Below are 17,240 nucleotides of genomic sequence, written 5' to 3' on the forward strand. Positions count from 1 at the left end.
ATGTGCGAGATCCGGGCCGAGCCGCTGCACTGGCCCCGCCCCGAGTGTCACCACCGACCGCCGACCCAGGGGCCGCCTCCTCCGGTCCCGGCCGTATCAGAAGAGGACATGGCGGGCCCCTCGTGAGCGCGTCGCGAGGTCTTCGCGTCACGCCTGTGGCAGCTTTCGTTGGACACCTGCGAAGCCCCGACACCCCAGTGCCAGGAGCAGGCTGTTCCGGCTGATGGCCTGTGTTCGCGGCCGGGCGCGTCGTCAGGCAGCGGCAAGGGCCAGGAGTTCCGGGACACCGGCCGCGGTGCGGTAGGGCCGGAACTCGGGCACGAGTTCTTGGACGAGTCGTTCGCAGCGCGGGGCACCGATTCGGCGGGAGAGCCCGAGGGCCTCTCCGGCGGCGTGGGCTGCCAGTTCAGGTTGCTTGAGCTTCAGGTGGCTGGCCGCCTGGTAGGCAAGGAAGATGCCTCGGGTCTTGTCACGGGCAGCCGGCAGGAGAACTTGGCCTTCTCCGATGAGTTGGTGAGCGCGGGCGGCGTCGCCGAGGTCGAGGAGGGCCTGGCCGGAGTCGACCGCGAGGTCGGCTTCGGACATCCACGCGCACCATGCTGGCAGAGGCCGGCCGGACGATGCTCCGAGGTGGTGCTCAGCTGCCGCCAGGGCGCGCAGGGCGGGCTGCTTCTCCTGCTGGGCAGCGAGGGTGCGGGCGAGGCGGAGGTGGAGGAGGGACCGGGCAGCGGGGTGCTGGGTGCGTTTGAGCGCGTGCTGGAGGATTCCGGCGGCGGTGGCGTGGTCCTTGCGCCATGCGGCCTGGTACGCGAGGTCACCGAGCATGGCGGCGCCGAGGTCGGGGTCGTCGGTGGCGTGGGCGCTGTGGAGTCCGGCGATCCAGAGTTTGCTGGCGGCGGCGTGGTGGCCGTGGTCGAAGCGGTGCCAGGCGACGGTCTGGGCGAGGGTCGCGGCCAGAGTGTGGAGGCGCAGGCCGGTGGTGCGGTCGTAGCGACTGTGGGCGATCAGTTCTGTGACGGTGACGAGGTGGGCATCCAACAGGGCTGATACGTGTTGGCGTTGTTCGGTGACCAGGCTGTTGAGCTGACGGCTGGTGTTCTCCAGCAGGGTGACCGTGTCCTGGCCGACGAGTCTGCCGCCCTCCGACTGCGCGGCGAGCGCGATCCCTCCGCTGGTGGCCCAGGCGGCGGCCAGGGTGGTGAGGGCGGTGCCGGAGATGGTGAGGAAGGTGCGGCGTTCCAGGCGTTCCATGGCTGTGTTGAGGGCCTCTCGCAGGGCTGTGACGGTGCTGGACGGGCCGAGGGGGACGACGCCTCCGTCGCTTCCGGGCAGCCAGTTCGGCCAGTTGTCGGGGTCGACCAGCTCGACGGGCAGCCCCAGCGCTTCCGCGATGTAGACCTGCGTTTCGGCTTCTGGGGTGACCGCCAGGACCTCCCATTTGCGTACCCGGTGCTTGTCTGTGCCCGAGCGCAGGCCTCGCCGCTGCGCCGCCGCGCCGATGAGGTTCGCCAAGTCGACCCGGGTCAGATTCTTGAGCGCGCGCCGGTAGGCCAGCGGATGCGAGTGCTCGGTCACGTAGTCAGTCAAGCACTCTCTGTCTTCCACAGGGTGTGGTTCCCGAGGCGGGACCCCCGCGGGACCCCCGCCGGACCATCGCGTTGGACGTACAGCTGACCGAAGCTCGATCTTCCGAGCGATCGGACCAGTCGGCTCGGCCGGTGCCTGGTATTGGCGCCTGTCCCCCTCGCCATTGAAGGGACATCTCATGCCGTTTTCCACCGTTGCCCGCCCAGACGGCTTGCCGCGCACCTACGGAGGTTGTCGGTCCGGGATTGCGGCGGCCGTGATGCTGCAAACCTCGCCGTACCTCTCCAGCGTCCGTCCGGGCACCGGCCCGGACCTGGTGTACCTGTCGGACAGCAGCGGGCCCCAGGCCCCCGTCGGCGCCCCGCCCCTGGGGAGCACCGTGTTCGGGGTTGTAGGGCTGGACCGGGTGATCGTGTGGCAGGACGATGCCGTGGTCCTTGAGCTGCTGCGGTACGCCTCCGAACGTCCCCACGACAGCGGTGAGCTCTCGGCCCGGTTCGGGGCCGGCCGCGTGGAGGCGGCGGTGGCGCGAGGGTGGCTGCAGGATCCTGTCGAGCTGTGCCGGTCGTACCGGGTCGAGTCCGGGGAGATCGAGGTGACGGCCCACTGCAACTGGGGGTGCGTCTCCTGCCCGGTGGCGGCCGACCCCAAGCCTCGCCGGACCATGCCGATGGGCCTGTTCGAGGAGATCGTCGGCAAGCTCGCCGCGGCCGACGCCTCGTACGTGACGTTCCAGTTCTTCAACGAGCCGACCCTGGACCGGTACTTCTCCCGCCGCTTGGAGGTCCTGTCCCGTCACGGGATGCCGTTGGCTCTGTACTCGAACGCCTCCGCGCTGACCACGGCGAAGATCGAGGATCTGAAGCAAAGCGGGGTGCTGAAGGATCTGATCGTGAACATCCCCTCGGTCGACGAGGCCGAGTTCGCCGGGCTCACCGGGTCACGGAGCTACCAGCACACGGTGGGCAACACCGAGGCTGCCCTGCGCGCCGGGCTGCCGGTGCAGGTCGTCGTCAACGGGGTCGGCGCGCGTGGGGAGCGCAACCTCGAAGGGGTCGAGCGGCACTTCGTTCCGCTTGGCGCGCAGGTGTACCCGAGCCTGACGTGTGACCGGGCCGGTGAGCTGGGCGGCGAGTACGCCCAGGACGTCCAGGTGGAAGGGCGGCTGACCGGCTGCGGCTGGCCGGTGCAGCACGTGAACATCTCCGTGACCGGGGCCCTGTTCCTGTGCTGCAACGACTACTACCAGCGGGAGGTGTTCGGGCACGTCGGGGACGGTTCGATCGACGAGCTGATGTCCGGCGAGCGGGCGGTCGCGCTGCGCCGCAAGGTGTTCGGCGTCGACGAGGCCCCGGAGGACTTCCTGTGTCGGCGCTGCCACAACCAGCTGCGCGACTTCCCCGGCAGGGACTTCAGGCCGATCGCGACCTTCGGATAGGAAGGGGGAGGCTCCTATGCATAATCCGGTGCGGATCTGGTACGTGGCCGGCCAGCGGCTGTGCAATCTGGCCTGCGACTACTGCGTGTCCATCGGCGACTGGGCCAAGAGCCGTCGCCACGACTGGAAGAACCCTGAGGACCGCGAGGTCTACGACAGGGTGGTGACCTGGATCGGGACGCGCCCCTACCCGGTGAAGGTCCGGCTCGGCACCCTCGGCGAGCCGTTCGCGAGCCCCCTCTTTCTGGAGAAGGCAGCCTGGCTGACCCGGCAGAGCGGCGTCGAGCATGTCGAGCTGGTCTCCAACGCGGTCCTGCTGCCCCGTCGGCTGCCCAGGCTGGAGGCAGCGGCCAACTTGGGCAAGCTCTCTCTGTGGCTGACCTGGCACGATGGCCAAGCCGACCTTGGCCGGTTCATCGCCGCCGCGTCCTTCGCACAGGAGACCTTCGGCTGCTTCGTCGTCGTCAACGCCCTGCTGTTCGAGGACAACGTGGACGCTGTGGCCCGCGCCGAGGAGGCCGCCCGCGCAGCCGGGCTGCGGTTCAACGTCGACCTCGGCTACGACCCGACCGCCCCCACCGACCCGCAAGATCCGTCCCATGCGGTTCCCGCCCTCAAGGCCGGCAGTGCCCTGGAAACCCTGGCCCGCCTCGGCGGAAACCGGGCGCTCGCCGAGACCGCCCTGATCGCACTGACGTCCTGCCAGGGCATGCCCTGCAGGGCCGGCCACGACGCGGTGTTCATCGACATCCATGGCCAGGCCTACCGCTGCTCCAACTATTCAGCCCAGCAACGCCCGCCGCTGGGCAGCGTCCTGACCGACGGCTTCGAGCTGCCGCTGCGTCCCGACCCCTGGGCTCCGTGCGCGGCCGCCGGCGGCTGCGGCAATAAGGAGGACTTCCTCAACCTCCAGATCGCCGCCCCGCTGCGCCCCGAGACGGTCCCCAGCCTCGGCTGGACCGACGCCTGATCCACCGCACTGCTCTGGAAGGGAATCCGCTCTCGTGCTCATCAGCGACCTGGTCTGGCCCGACCTGCAACCCGGACCCGAAGACCACGTCATCGTGCCCATCGGCGCCCTTGAACCGCACGGCCCGCACCTGCCGCTCGGCTCCGACACCATGATCAGCGACCACTTCGCCCACCAGCTCGCCCACGACATCGGCGGTCACGTCGCCCCCACCCTCGGCTACGGCGTGGCCACACCCTCCCAGCGGCTCGGCGGCACGTTCCCCGGCGTCATCAGCATCAGCGGCGCCACCTTCACGGCGGTGGTCACCGAGGTCCTGGCCTCTCTGGCGCGTCACGGCTACCGCCGCATGGTCCTGGTCAACTCGGCCATCGACAACATCAGCTTCCTGTGCGAGGCCGCCCGCGACCTGACCGAACGGACCCCCGGCGTGCGGGTGATGGTCGTGAACTGGTGGGACGTCGTCGGCGAGGACTTCCGTGACGCCCTCGCCCGCGAGAGCGGCACTGCCCGCCGGGATGACCACCATGCCGGGATGGTCGAGTCCAGCCTCGTCATGCACATCAACCCGCGCACCGTCCGCACCGGCCGGCTGCCCGTCGACGGCGGCATGGAGCAGCCCCGCCGGATCAGCTACCACCTCTACCCGCAGCCAGCCGACACCGCGACCAGCAGCGGCATCGTCTACTCCGCAGCCGGGGCGGGCGCCGAGCTCGGCGATCGGGTGGCCTACCAGGTCGCCCGGCAGCTCGCCGACGCCGTGCGCCGCGAGTTCGCCGCACCCCTTCCGTCATGACCCCGGACACCGCCCGGGCCCGCCCGGGAACGTCTCACAAAAGGAGAGCCACTTCGATGCCGTCTTCCAGCGACCAGCTGTACGTGTTCTCCCCATCAGCTTCCTATCCCCGCCCGTTCGCGTGCGTCATCGACGACCGGGCGCGGCTCGTCCACGCCTGGTCCAGCCCCATCGGCCAGCCCGACATCGAGACCAGCCCGCCGTCCTACCTGCGGGGCTGGAACCACGTCGAGGTCGGGCCCGACGGCAGCCTGTACGCGATGGTGCCGCTGCACGCCCTGCTCAAGCTCGCCCCGGACTCCGCCCTCACCTGGCGGGCCGATCTCCCCGCCCATCACGACCTCGCCCTCAGCCCCGCCGGTGAGATCTACGTCCTGACCGAGGAACCCCGTCCTGTGCCCTGCACCGGCGGCTCCCACGTCCTGCTGGACAATTCCGTCACCGTCCTCGGTCCGGACGGGCAGCTGCGGGCCGCGCATTCCCTGTACGAGATCCTGACCACCGACCCCCGGTTGGAGGCTCTGATCACCGGCGTGATCGACGAGCATCGCGCGGCTGGACGGACCGCGGACCCTGCCGCCCTCGCCCCGCGGCTGGAAGGAGCGAACGGCTGGAGGCGCGGCCGCGATATCTCCCGCCTGCTGCGGGCCCGGCCCGGATCGCCCAGCGACATCCTCCACACCAACACCGTCGAGATCCTCACCACCGGCCACCCCGCCGGGCTGTGGGCGGCCGGGAACGTCTTGGTCTCGCTGCGCAACCTGAACCTGATCGCCGTTCTGGACCTCGGCGCCCGCGCGGTGCGCTGGTGGTGGGGGCCCGGCGAACTGTCCGGCCAGCACCAGCCCTCCGTGCAGCCCGACGGCACGATCCTGGTCTTCGACAATGGCCGGGGCCTCGGCCGATCCCGCGTCCTGGAGATCGACCCGCTCGCCCAGGGCATCACCTGGCAGTACGAGCTGGGCCTGTTCTGCGAGATGGCCGGCGGCTGCGAGCGTCTGGACGACGGAACTGTCCTCATCAGTGACGCTCAGGCCGGCCGCGCCCTGATCGTCGACCGCGACGGCCGCGAGCGGTGGACGATTCATGTCTCCACCCGCGCCACGTCCGCCGGACGTTCCCGCGCGGAGTTCTACCGCCTCTCCGCGATACCCCGCCGCGCCGCCCGCTTCTTGGGTGCCGGTGACCGGCCGGCCCGCACCCTGGCCGAGTCCCAGGTCAGCTGCCACGTCCGCCAGAGCGTCCAGGGTGCCCTGTGATCAGCGTGATCGTCCCGACGCGGGACCGCCCCGGGCCGCTGCACCGCGCCCTGCGCAGCCTCGCCCGCCAGACCTACCGCCGCTTCGAGGTCATCGTCGCCCGCGACGGCGGCATGCCCGTCGAGCAGGTCATCGCCCGCTGGCAGCGCGAGATGCCCATCACCCTCCTCGACGGCGACACCCCGCATGGGGTCTCCCATGCTCGCAACCGCGCTCTGGCCGTGGCCCAGGGCGAGAACGTCGCGCTCCTGGACGACGACGACGTGTTCCTGCCCCACCACCTCCTCGCCGCCGACGACGCCCTGCGCACCGGCCGGGCCGATACCGTCTACGGCCAGGCCCTCGTCAGCCCCACCTGGATCGAGGACCTGCCCCGCGGCGCCCACGGCCTGCCACGCAAGGACTACCCCTTCGACGCCACCTTCCTCGGGGTCGCGAACACCATTCACACCGGGTCGATCGTCGCCCGCAATCCTGCCGCCGACCCGGTTCGCTTCGACGAGACGCTGCAGCACTGCGAGGACTGGGACTTCCTCCTCGCCCTCCACCACACCGCCGGCCATCGCTTCGCCCGCCTCGACAGCATCACCAGCGTCTACCACCAGGTCCCCCGCCCCGGCGCGGTCGCCTCCGCCTACCGGACGAGCCCCACCCCCTTCACCCTCGCCCGTGACACCCTCTACCGACGCTGGCCGGCCGTCGGAGGCCTCGCGGAGGAGTACCGGCAGTGGTTCCGCGACTTCGACCAGCGACTCGATGCCCGCATCGCCCTGGGTTTGCCCGCCTCGGCCCACGTCTACGAACACGCCGTCCGCGGCCTGCATGCCACGTTCACCGCGCACCGCCCGCCCGACCCTGCCCTCCTCGAGGGTCTACTCCCCCACAGCCTCGCCTCCTGGCCGAGGCAGAGTGCCGAGGCCGACATCTCGCTGAAGGGGGCTGTGCATGGATCCCGCTGACGCACCGTACGACGGCTTCGCCGACACCTTTGCCCGCGAGGCCGCCGTCAGCCCTTACAACGCGCACTACGACCGCCCCACCGTCCTCGGTCTCCTCGGCGACGTGAACGGCCTGCGCATCCTGGACGGCGGCTGCGGCCCGGGCCTGTACCTCTCCGAGCTCGCCGCGCGCGGAGCCGACACCGTCGGCATCGACCAGAGCGCGGACATGGTCCGCCTCGCCCGCGAGCGCCTCGGTTCGCTCGCCCAGATCCGCCAGCATGACCTCGACGCGCCCCTCACCTGGGCAGCCGACGCCAGCTTCGACATCGTCCTGCTCGCCCTGGTCCTCCACTACGCCCACGACCGCGTCCGCACCCTGACCGAGCTCACACGCGTCCTACGGCCCGACGGGAGGATCATCATCTCCACCAGCCACCCCACCGCGGACTGGCTTGCAGACGGCGGCAGCTACTTCGACGCCCGCCACGTCGAGGAATCCTGGTCCGACGGCATGACCCACCGCTACTGGCGTCAGCCCCTCCAGGCATGGTTCGACGAGTTCACCGCCGCAGGCCTCGCCGTCGACCGTCTAGTCGAAAACCGACCCGCCCACTCGATGGTCCGCCACCACCCGACCGTGTACGAGAAACTGGCCCACCAGCCCGGGTTCATCGCCTTCCAGCTCCACAAGCCGCCAGGTGCCCCTGATCTCCGTCCTGACCAGTCGTGATTGCCTGCATCGGAGTGCCGCCCATGCAAAACCGCCCGACCCTCGTCGTAGTCAGCGGCCCTCCCGCCACTGGGAAGACCACGCTCGCCCGCGCCCTCGCCCAGCAGCTGGGCTGCCCGGCGGTCATCCGCGACGAGATCAAACAGGGCATGGTCATGAGCACCCCAAATCACCAGACCGCTGGCGACGACCCTCTCAACATCCCCACGCTGGACGTCTTCTTCAAGACCATCACCGTTCTCCTTCAGGCAGGGGTCACCCTCGTCGCGGAGGCGGCCTTCCAGGACCGGCTCTGGCGACCAGGCCTGGAGCCCCTCCTGGGCCTCGCCGACCTGCGCATCATCCGGTGCACCACACCCACCTCGACCATCACCGAACGCATCACCGAGCGCGCCCGCACCGACAGCCACCGGGCGGCCCACGGCGATGAGGCCCTGCTCGCCGACATGGAAGCCGGCACTTACGACCCCGAGCAGTTCAAGGCCATCAGCCTCGACGTCCCGACCTTGGTCGTGGACACATCGGACGGCTACACGCCCGGAACCTCCGAGATTCAGGCATTCCTGCGAACACCACAACCGTCACTCAACCCTCGGCGATAGACCCTCGCCAGGATGAGTCCGTACGGGCTACGCCGACGGCCCCGACGCACCTGAAAGCTGGAGATCCGTGCGACCCGTGTGCCTGACCTCCCCTCGATCGGCAACCCACACAGGGCTTGGGGAGGTTCCCTGGCCGCGCCGCGACAAGCGGGGAATCAGGGCGAGCAGCTCTGGGTGCAGGCAAGCACGGTAGGGAAGTTCAGGGAGCCCCCAACAGTGCGGGCGCTACCGATGGTGCTGTCCGGGTTCGCGTTCCGTGCGGTGAACGGCGAGGGCATGGCCTCGATGAGCTGCTCGGCCATCTGTACTTCTTTGGCGGTGCCCTTGGACTTGCCGGGCAGGCCTGCTATCTCGTCCTTGGGGTTTCGGATCTCGTCGGCCCAGTGGAGGGTGTGCAGGGTCAGAAGGCCGTCCTCGGCCTTCACCGCGACCAGGTACTCGTGCTGTCGCATCACGAACGTCGCGATCCCTGCTCGGCCGGTCTTGGCGAGGGCCTGTTCGAGGAGGCTGTAGACCTTCTCGTACTCCTTGCCGCGCGGGCCGAGGTAGTAGGTCTTGTCGAAGAAGATCGGCTCGACCTCTTCCAGGTCGACGAAGCCGGTGATCTCCAGGGCCTGGGAGCGGCCTGGGGCGATCTCGTCGAGTTCCTTCGGCTCGACGAGGACGTATTCCGCGCCGGTGTCGTAGCCCTTGACGATGTCGCCGAGGTCGACCTCTTTGCCGGTGCGTTCGTTGACCCGTCGGTTGCGGATCCGGTCGGAGGTGCCGCGCTGGAGCTGGTGGAAGTGGATCGTGTGGCCGTCGGTGGCCGTGTAGAGGCCCACGGGCAGGCTGACCAGCCCGAATGACAGGTTTCCGGCCCATACCGGTCGTGCCATGGCCGTCACCGCCTTCCGCTCCCGTCCTGGACTTCCAGCTCACCGCCTCCGGGTGGTGTGACTGAGCAGCGTAGATGGCCCCTCTGGCCAACTGTGCGCTCAGAGCACCATGACTGCTCAGTCGATGACGCCCGGCCACGCCATCGGCGCCTTCCTCGCGCCGCAAGGTACGCCGCCGGCCTCCCCTACCGGCGGACGCGAAGGTCACGGATGCTTCGCGCCCTTCGGGGTCGTCGTATCGGTCTCCTTCGTCGTTGTTTTTCCTATGAGGTCCGTGTGGGTCGTCGTGGTGTGGGTGTGCTCGTTTCCTTTCGTGTCCTTGTAACTGTCCGTCTTGACGTTGGTGGTGCCTTCCGGCGTCTTTGTGGTGGTATCGGTGTGGACGTGCCCATCCGATACCCAGGCGCTACCCTTCTCCGAGATGCCGGTCTTTGTGTCGCTGATGCTGTAATTGAGTTTGCCGTCCGCGCTCCTCCAAAAATCGTCCGTTGCGATACGCGTAGTGTTCCCGTTCTTATCCGTCCAGGTAGTTGTGCTGGTCTTCGAGCCGTCCTCGCTCTTCGACGTCACGGTCTCCTTGGTTTGGCCGTGGTCCTGGGACCTCTGATGTTCGTTTCCCCTGTCGTCTGTCCATCTCTCGGTGCCGCCGCGCCCGCTCTTGGCCTGACTGTCTCCCCGGTACCCGTCGCCGCGGTCCGAACCAACCGGGCGGGTTGATTCCGACTGCCGGTTATCCGTCTTCTGCGTCCAGTCCCTCATCTCGCCCATCGCCACTGTGCCGGCGGCCTGAACCGCGGGCCCCTCCACGGACCGAGCACCGGCGCCCACGAGGGCTTCGGGGACCCCGCCCACTGTGACGTCGCCATTCCCTCCGCCTTCAGGTTTCGCGGTGGGCTCCTGGTCCGGTTCAGGGGTCGCTTCCGGAGCGCCGCCACCTTTCACATCTGAGGACGCACCGAGCTCCGGGCGCTCACCCTGGTGGGCACCCCCGTCCCACGAGGCTTCCGGCGCGGGGTCGGTGGCCTTGTCCGTCGGGTTCTCGGCACCCGGCGTTTGCTGGGGCCCACTTGATGAGGATCCGGCGTCTATGCCGGTGTCCGGATAGGTGGTGGAGGATCCGGCGTCTATGCCGGTGTCCGGATAGGTGGTGGAGGATCCGGGGTCGCTATCACCGGGGTAAGGACCTGTGCCCTCGATTCCGGGGTGCGTATCTCCCGTATTAGGCCCGTCCGGCGTAGCACTCTGTCTATCGGGCGCCGGGGGCCCTTCCGGCGTATGCTCGCTCGATTCGCCAGCGCGTTCGGGTTTCGTCGCGTCCGGCTGGTTGGTGCCGAGTTCCGGTCGTTCGCTTTGGTGAGTTCCGCTTCCTGAGTCGCTTCCCGTTGGCGTACGGTCCGCCGCGTCCGGCTTCATGTCCGAGGTGGAGCCGGCCAACTCGGGCCGCTCGGAGCGGGAGGAGACATCGGACGTCTGTTGCGATTGCTCGGTTGTGGTCGAGCGCTCCGTTTGACCTTCGGACATGGTTGGTTGCCTCTGATCAGCCGCGGAGGAACTTGGTCATGAAGGATGTCAACTGAGACAGATCGGACGGCGCCATCGCCTGCGGTGCCAGTGGTTGAGAAGGGAGCGAGACAGGATCCGACCCCGCCGCGTGGAGCCGGGCATCTTCAAGCCTTTTATCTGGCAGCTCTGTTGAATTCCCTGGTTCCCGGCCGGCACGCGGGTTGAACTGATGGGACAGTGTGGGATTATCGTAACCGCCTAGCCGTGCCGCCTCGCCCTCGTGTGGTGCTCCAGAGATGTCGGGTGATGTGAGGTCAACTCCCTTTGTCAGGTATCCCTCACTTGACCGCGACTCCGTCGATCCCCATGTTGGCAGCGAGGTGCCAGATTGGGCGGAGTCCGCCAAAAAGCTTCCGCTCCAATGTTTGCCCCCGTCTTTCGGAGGACCTAGGCCGGCAGCGCGGTTCATTGCTTCGGTTTGTTCTTCGTTGCGTTGTTTGGTCTCGGATATGGCTCTATCGTTCTCAGCGCGAAGTCTGTCGAGACTTCCCATCACAGACCCGCTTCCTTCAACACACGTGCCAGGATCCGTCGTGTTGTTCGGGGCACCTTGCGGCGGTCGTCGGCGAGCATCTGCTGTTCGAAGCAGAGGCAGACCCGTCGGGCTGTGGTGTCCAGTTTCTTCCTTGCTTCCTCCGGTGCGTCTTCGGTCGGGAACTCGACGAGTTCGTACGCTGCGTCCTGGCAGACCTCCCAGGTGCGAACGCGCCGCTTGTCTTCGGAAGCGCCGTCGTTTTGGTCCGCTTCGCTCCACAGTGGGTGGTAGCGGCGGCCGGCGACGAGGTCGGCCACGGCGGACCGGTAGAGGCACAGTGGCGGGTCCTGGGTGCATACCAGGTGGCATGCCGGGTACGGCTCGAACTGGCGGGCGTGGAGGCGGTGGACGGTGGCCTTGAATGCGGCTGTCAGGGCGGGGGCGTTCAGCCCCCCGGTGTCGAGCCGGTCGAGGAGCATGGCGCGCATCCGGGCGCGGAATTCCTCGGTGTCGGTGTAGGTCCAGGAGCGTTGTGCTCCTCGTCGGGTGGCCAGCCAGTCGGTTCCGTGGCCTGCGTAGGCGTGCAGGAGGTCATCCAGCGGGACGGCGGGTGGGCGTCTGGCGCCGATGGCCGTGGTGAGGTCCTCCCACAGCCGGGCCAGGGCTTCGGGCTCGTCGGCCGTCGTGGTCATGATGCGCGACAAGGTGCGTTGGACGTATTCGTCGTCGGCGAGTGCTCTGGCCGCTGCGCATGCGACCTGGGAGGGGCAGGTCTCGGCGCAGAACGTGCGTGACCTGTAGAAGTCGGTGTAAGAGCCCGCCTGCCTCCAGTTGTCCATGTGGGCCTGGACGTCATCGTCCGGGGGCGGGTGCGGGGCGAGCGGGTCCTTCACGGCCGGGACCTGGACGAGGAGGGGGGCGTCGTCGCCGCCGCTGAAGACTGCGGCTTCGCCGACTCCCAGGGTGGTGAGTGCCTTCGCCTGCACCTCGTCCATGGCCATGGCGCCGGCCAGGACCGCACGGTCGTCCGCCGAGATGATCCGGTGGGCGATCTTCAGGTTGGTGTTCTTGATGACGTCGGGGGCGAGACGAACGGGCACCTGGTCGGCGATGACGACTCCTTGTCCGTAGGCGCGGATCTCCGACAGCAGGTTCGAGAAGGTTTCCACTGCCTGCCCGCGGGGGTTGGCGGACTCCTCGGACGAGGGCGAGGGCACGTTGGCCAGCAGCCGGTGGGCCTCCTCCACCACCAGCAGGTGCACGAGGTCGCGCGACTGTCCCTGAACGCGCCGGTACTCGGCCAGGCGGATCAGAAGCAGGCCGGTGAAGAATGCCTTGTCCCCCTCGTCGCCGAGAGCTTCGAGTTCCACGACCGTGGGGCGCTGGAAGAGAACAGCGACGGGCAGCGAGCGCGAGACGTCGAGCATCGCGCCTTTGGCACCTCTGCGCAGGGACTCCAGCCGTGTGACCAGGGCGGCCCGCATGTCGCCTGCGATGCGTTCCTCGTATCCGAGCGTAGGAATGACTTCGCTGACCTTGGCGATCAGATCGGAGAGGGTCGGGAATGCGTCCGAGGGATCGGCCGCCGTGTCCAGCCGGCTGTTTGTGTTGGCCCGCAGGTCCCATCCACGATCGACGTACACCTCGTGCAGGCAGTGCTCGAGGATCTGAGGCAAGGGCGCCCACATGCCGAAGGATGCAGTGAATACCGCCCGCAGGAGATCGAGGTGCTCGCTGACCGTTGTGCCGACCGGCACCTCGAAGGGGTTCAGCACGAACGGGCCCACAGTCGCCTTACCTGCGGTGAAGATCTGCAGGTGCGGCCCGAGGACGGGATGGGCGAGCAGCGACCGGTACTCGGCCTTGGCGGGTTCAATGACCATGAACGGCACACCGTGAGTGCTGATCTCCAGCAGCAGCCCCATGATCGTGTTCGTTTTTCCCGATCCGGTCGTCCCGGGAACGAAGACGTGACGGGTGAGGGACCGTAGCGGGACCTGATAGCGCCCGGGCGTCGTCCGGTGGTGGTTGAGGACCTGTCCGACGAGCAAGTGGGGTTCCTGTGTGCTCACGGCCGGCGCCACGATGTCGAACCGCGGCACCGGAGTGATGGCGAAGCCCAGCGTCTCGATATTGGGTAGGTGCACGTACGCCGCCAGCTGCGCCGAGCTCAGCAGGGTCTGAGCCGCGAAGGGGTGCTGGTAGGCATTGGGGCCAGGCCGCTCGGGATCATCCGGAAGCGCCCAATGGACCCCCAGGTCCACGACAGCGGGATGCTCGATGGTCCGCACCGGTTCGGGGACCGACGTGGCGCCCGAGAACACCGCCCGCCAGGCACCGCTGACCGCCGCCAGGTCATCAGGATGCTCTCCGAACAGATAGACGCCCGTGCGCCACCCCCCGCGGGCCTGGGCATCGGCGAGGGCATTCAGACGCGCCTTGAGCAACCTCAGGTAGTGCTCGGCCAGGGGACTGCTCACACCGACGGCCTCCACGGCACTGGAGACCATCCGCATCTCGTTGAGAACCCGGTTACGGTCAGCGCTCAGCTCTGCCGCGCCCAAGGGCTGCGCGAGCACGAGCGCTGCCCAGGTCTGCCCCTCTACCGACCTCAGGAGCCGGTCCACGGGCAACCCGCCGTCACGAGGATCAACCGATGGCCCCCCAGGCACGCCCAGGGCAATCGCACTGCACGCCAGTGCCGGCGTGGCCACACCGGCGGCCGATACGTCCACCGCCGGGTAGCAGCCGCCGAGTACGGACAGGAGCGTCACTTGTCGAGCGTCCGCGAGCGTGTCGTCCTCGTGTGGGCCGGCCCAGGTGCCCAGGCGGACGGAGACGCCTTGCCGGGTACCGTCGAGCAGCAACGCGATAGGCGTGCGCGCACCTGCGAGCGCTACAAGTAGCGGGAGCGTGGGTGGCTCGAACTTCGTCGTCTCGTCGCGCCCCTCCCCCTCCCCACGAATGGCTTGGGGGATGGGGGCCTGCACCGGCTGCCCGATCCTCGTCACCCGTACAGCGCGCCGGGCGGCGAAGGGAACCGCGGTGCCGGTGCTTAGCAAGGGAGGGGTGATCGCGAGGCGCTGAAGGTAGTCGACTGCCTCGGTGCTCACCGGGTCGCTACTCATCGAGACGGCCTCCAACTGGGATCAGGGCTCCGGCGGCCAGTCCGCGGGCGGTCCTCCGGTATCGGAAAGGCCGCTGATCACAAGGGTTACGATGCCGATCACGACAGCCAGCGCGATGAGGACGATGATCACCCGAGCCGCTATCAGCTGGCCCCGGTAGGCCTTGTTGTGTACCCGGGCATGAGTGGTCAGGTTGCTGAGCTCATCAACACGCAACGTCCCATCGCGCCATCGGCCGGCAAGCTGCACTTCGTCTCCATTGCTCACCGAGCCCGAGAAGGACAGCGCCCGCATCTCCACCGGGATCGGCTGGAGCGCGTTACCGTCTGCGTCGTGGCGGGTGAGGCGGAAGTGCCAGACTTCCTCGCTCCCGCCGTTGCCCCACTGCTCCCGTTGCGTGCGGAAGTCGTTCACCACCCCGGTGTACTCCCCACGAGTACCTCTTTGGGGTGCCTGCTGCTGGGTTCCGCCGGTGCTCCATCGCGGCGGGTTGCCAGGGTGAGGTGGGGTGTGGCTGTCCGGGCCTGGGTTCTCTCGACGGGGGCCTGTCTCGGGTTGCCCATCTCGTGTTCTGCTGCTGTTCCATCGCGGGGGGTCGCTGCGGGGCGGGGTGCTGCCGCCGTCGAAGGGCGGCGGGTCAGCGGGAGGTGGGAGCGCGGCCGTGTGCGGTGTCGGGCCGGTCGTCGCACCGCAAGCCGGACAGATCTGGGAACCTGCTGGTACTGGCTCGCCGCATGTCGCGCAGGGCCTGGTCAGCGGCCCCTGGCACCGCTGGCAATAGGCGGTACCAGGGGGATTCTCGTACTCGCACACACTGCAACGCATGGCATTGATCCCTCAGCTCCACGCTAATCCCGCAGGCGCGGACACGCGTGTCGAAGGCCCTGGGGCCCCCTCAGCGCTGGATGACGGCAGAGGCGGAGCCGGTCGAAGGGGGCGGCGCAGGCCGCGTCCCAGCCTCCGCCCGGCCGGTAGCGGCATTGCGCCGGGTGCACGCGGACGCCCGGCGCCGGGACCAGCTGGGACAGGCGCCACCTTCCGCTGCCCCGGTAGCCGTTGGAGAAGGCGGGTGCCCCACACGCCGGCTACCGCCAGTCGTGGTACCGGTTGTGCCGCAGGCAGATGAAGGTATGCGGGAGCCGCCAGGACCTCTCATCGAAGCCAAGCAGTGAGACCACACGCACCCCGAACCATCACCAGGCATGCCAACAGGACAACCGAACGGAACACCGCGAATCCGGCAGAACCTAGAAGACAGCCTGATCAGGATGATCCACCCGCTACCCTGCGGGCCAAATATCACGCTCAGGGGCCAACCAGCGTCCTCAAGGGCCAACTATCCCGCTCAGTCTCACCGGTGATCGCATCCCTACTTCGGAGTAACGGATTCGCGCTGTTCGATTTTAGTTCGATACCGTGGAGGGAGAAGTTCCGGCCATATCGGCTGAAACTGTTCGTTCGTGGAGGTGGGCATGCGTTATGGCGTTCACCTCCACGTGGCGAGTGGCTACTCGGCCCGCTACGGCGCCTCCCACCCCCGCGACCTGGTGCGACGGGCCGCCGAACGCGGGATCGGCGTGCTGGCGCTGACCGACCGGGACACCGTGACCGGCGCGGTGCGTTTCGCGAAGGCGGCCACCGCCGCCGGGATCCGGCCCGTCTTCGGCGTCGACGTCGCCGTCGCCCCCCACTCCCCGCCCCGCACCGGCTCCACAGGAAGGTCCCGTACGCCGGTGCGCGGTGGCGCGCACGTGGTGGAGCCGCCGCTGCGGGTCACGCTGCTGGCGCGGAGCGCCTCGGGGTGGGCGCGGTTGTGCCGGCTGGTGTCGGCCGCGCATGCGGGCGCCGGGGACGGGCCGCCGGTGGTGTCCTGGGAGACGCTCGGGCAGTACGCCGATGAGGAGCTGCTGGTCCTGTTGGGGCCGGTCTCCGAGCCGGTGCGCGCCCTGTCGGCGGGTCGGCCGGACCTCGCCGAGCGACTGATTGCGCCGTGGCGGGAGCTGGTCGGTGCGAACCTGCGGTTGGAGACGGTGTGCTGGGGTGTTCCCGGTACGGGGCCGGGTTCGCTGCGGCTGGCCGCGCGCACGCTCGGTCTCGCCGACCAGCTTGGCGTCCCCGCGGTGCTGACGAACGCGGTGCGGTACGCCGACTCCAGCCAGCACCGGATCGCGGACGTGCTGGATGCGGGCCGGCTGCTGCGGCCCATCGACCGCCGAAAGCTGGACTGCGGTGAGCGCTGGCTGAAGGACCCCGCCACGATGCGGGTCGACGCGGAGCGGATCGCGGACGCCTCCGACGCCGGTCCGGGGCGCGCTGCCGCGCTGCTGGCGGAGACAGTGCGTGCCGGGGAGGAGTGCGTCCTCGATGCGGTCGCTGATCTGGGGCTGGGGCGGCCGCACTTCCCCGAGCCCGAGGTCGTCGGCGCCGAGCCGGGGCCCGGCGGGGCGATGCGGCTGCTGCGCCAGCGGTGCGAGGCGGGCATGTTCGCCCGCGGTCTGGACCGGGACCGGCGTGCGGTCGGGCAGCTGGAGTACGAGCTGGGGGTGATCGGGAAGCTGGAGTACGAGGCGTACTTCCTGGCCGTTGCCCAGGTCGTCGCGGATGTTCGCGCGATGGGCATCCGGGTCGCGGCCCGGGGGTCGGGGGCCGGGTCGATGGTCAACCACAGCCTGTTCGTGGCGACGGCCAATCCGCTCGACCACGACCTGCTCTTCGAGCGGTTCCTGTCGGTGCGGCGCCGCTCGCTGCCGGACATCGACGTGGATGTGGAGTCCGCGCGCCGGCTGGAGGTCTACAACCGGATCATCGAGCGGTTCGGCACCGACCGGGTCGCGGTAACGGGCATGCCGGAGACCTACCGGGCCGGGCAGGTT

12 protein-coding genes and 2 pseudogenes are annotated in these 17,240 nt (G+C 68.9%); 8 read left to right on the plus strand and 6 right to left on the minus strand.

Annotation, left to right across the window (positions count from 1 at the left end; translation table 11 throughout):
• Positions 1-252 precede the first annotated feature (252 nt).
• Positions 253-1,587, minus strand: coding sequence for an XRE family transcriptional regulator (locus tag OG472_RS00080; protein ID WP_327167127.1), 1,335 nt, complete (start codon positions 1,585-1,587; stop codon positions 253-255).
• A gap of 259 nt (positions 1,588-1,846) precedes the next feature.
• Here OG472_RS00080 and OG472_RS00085 point away from each other — a divergent pair, with 259 nt between their 5' ends.
• The 7 genes from OG472_RS00085 to OG472_RS00115 are packed head-to-tail and all read left to right on the plus strand — an operon-like array spanning position 1,847 to position 8,323.
• A complete protein-coding gene (locus OG472_RS00085) occupies positions 1,847-3,025 on the plus strand; it encodes a radical SAM protein (protein WP_331723248.1) in 1,179 nt (392 codons plus the stop codon).
• A gap of 16 nt (positions 3,026-3,041) precedes the next feature.
• A complete protein-coding gene (locus OG472_RS00090; protein ID WP_331723249.1) occupies positions 3,042-3,995 on the plus strand; it encodes a radical SAM protein in 954 nt (317 codons plus the stop codon).
• A 34-nt stretch (positions 3,996-4,029) separates the two neighbouring features.
• Positions 4,030-4,791 (plus strand): creatininase family protein, encoded by a 762-nt coding sequence (locus OG472_RS00095; protein WP_331723250.1) that lies wholly within the window; start codon positions 4,030-4,032, stop codon positions 4,789-4,791.
• 56 nt (positions 4,792-4,847) lie between these two features.
• Entirely contained in the window at positions 4,848-6,050 is a 1,203-nt protein-coding gene (locus OG472_RS00100; RefSeq protein WP_331723251.1) for an arylsulfotransferase family protein, read from the plus strand.
• Entirely contained in the window at positions 6,047-7,009 is a 963-nt protein-coding gene (locus OG472_RS00105) for a glycosyltransferase family 2 protein (protein ID WP_405940597.1), read from the plus strand. Before OG472_RS00100 ends, OG472_RS00105 begins: the two co-directional genes overlap by 4 nt.
• Entirely contained in the window at positions 6,996-7,721 is a 726-nt protein-coding gene (locus OG472_RS00110) for a class I SAM-dependent methyltransferase (protein ID WP_331723253.1), read from the plus strand. The genes OG472_RS00105 and OG472_RS00110 overlap by 14 nt, the downstream gene beginning before the upstream one ends.
• A gap of 23 nt (positions 7,722-7,744) precedes the next feature.
• A complete protein-coding gene (locus OG472_RS00115; RefSeq protein WP_266608999.1) occupies positions 7,745-8,323 on the plus strand; it encodes an ATP-binding protein in 579 nt (192 codons plus the stop codon).
• 155 nt (positions 8,324-8,478) lie between these two features.
• On the opposite strand, the gene OG472_RS00120 is transcribed toward OG472_RS00115, so the two are convergent.
• The 5 genes and pseudogenes from OG472_RS00120 to OG472_RS00140 form a co-directional block, all read right to left on the minus strand.
• Complete coding sequence (locus tag OG472_RS00120; protein WP_331723254.1) at positions 8,479-9,201, minus strand: Ku protein; 723 nt, start codon at positions 9,199-9,201, stop codon at positions 8,479-8,481.
• A 204-nt stretch (positions 9,202-9,405) separates the two neighbouring features.
• Positions 9,406-10,614 (minus strand): hypothetical protein, encoded by a 1,209-nt coding sequence (locus OG472_RS00125; protein ID WP_331723255.1) that lies wholly within the window; start codon positions 10,612-10,614, stop codon positions 9,406-9,408.
• A gap of 642 nt (positions 10,615-11,256) precedes the next feature.
• Positions 11,257-14,352, minus strand: coding sequence for an ATP-binding protein (locus OG472_RS00130; protein WP_405940598.1), 3,096 nt, complete (start codon positions 14,350-14,352; stop codon positions 11,257-11,259).
• Positions 14,353-14,388: 36 nt separating this feature from the next.
• The gene (locus OG472_RS00135; RefSeq protein ID WP_405835037.1) at positions 14,389-14,781 is read right to left on the minus strand and encodes a hypothetical protein; all 393 of its coding nucleotides are present in this window, start codon (positions 14,779-14,781) and stop codon (positions 14,389-14,391) included.
• 285 nt (positions 14,782-15,066) lie between these two features.
• Positions 15,067-15,192 (minus strand): annotated as a pseudogene (locus OG472_RS00140) (double zinc ribbon domain-containing protein); the annotation flags it as partial.
• A 647-nt stretch (positions 15,193-15,839) separates the two neighbouring features.
• Between OG472_RS00140 and OG472_RS00145 the strand changes: the two are divergent.
• Positions 15,840-17,231: pseudogene (locus OG472_RS00145) on the plus strand (PHP domain-containing protein); the annotation flags it as partial.
• Positions 17,232-17,240 lie beyond the last annotated feature (9 nt).

It is taken from the genome of Streptomyces sp. NBC_00207 (assembly GCF_045160965.1).
GTDB lineage: Bacteria > Actinomycetota > Actinomycetes > Streptomycetales > Streptomycetaceae > Streptomyces.